This window comes from Clostridium cibarium (genome assembly GCF_014836335.1).
GTDB lineage: Bacteria > Bacillota > Clostridia > Clostridiales > Clostridiaceae > Clostridium > Clostridium cibarium.
Map to the genome: position 1 here is coordinate 1 of NZ_JACSRA010000074.1, position 515 is coordinate 515.

Genomic DNA, 515 nt, shown 5'->3' on the forward strand with positions numbered 1-515 from the left:
CTGGTCGGGGTGACAGGTCTCGAACCTGCGACCTCATGGTCCCAAACCATGCGCGCTACCATCTGCGCCACACCCCGAAATGGTGCGTCTTAAGAGATTCGAACTCCTGGCCCACGCCTTAGAAGGGCGTTGCTCTATCCAGCTGAGCTAAAGACGCTTATTTCATTTATAAATATGAAATTATTGGAGCGGGTAGTGGGAATCGAACCCACCTTTCCAGCTTGGAAGGCTGGAGTATTACCGATATACGATACCCGCTTATTTGGAGCGGAAGACGGGACTCGAACCCGCAACATCCACCTTGGCAAGGTGGCGCTCTACCATTGAGCCACTTCCGCATATGGTGCAGATGAAGGGAGTCGAACCCCCACGCCTAAGGCGCTAGATCCTAAGTCTAGTGCGTCTGCCAATTCCGCCACATCTGCATTTAATTATTTTTTTGGTGGCTTACCGGGGAATCGAACCCCGGACACCTTGATTAAAAGTCAAGTGCTCTACCGACTGAGCTAGTAAAC

5 tRNA genes are annotated in these 515 nt (G+C 51.7%); all 5 read right to left on the reverse strand.

The features are described from left to right. Position 1: 1 nt before the first annotated feature. Positions 2 to 77 (reverse strand) — tRNA-Pro (locus tag H9661_RS19365). A gap of 3 nt (positions 78 to 80) precedes the next feature. Then, positions 81 to 157: transfer RNA gene (locus tag H9661_RS19370), tRNA-Arg, on the reverse strand. Between the two features lie 27 nt (positions 158 to 184). Then, positions 185 to 258 (reverse strand) — tRNA-Gly (locus H9661_RS19375). Positions 259 to 263: 5 nt separating this feature from the next. After that, positions 264 to 338 (reverse strand) — tRNA-Gly (locus H9661_RS19380). A gap of 3 nt (positions 339 to 341) precedes the next feature. Beyond that, positions 342 to 425 (reverse strand) — tRNA-Leu (locus H9661_RS19385). Positions 426 to 515 lie beyond the last annotated feature (90 nt).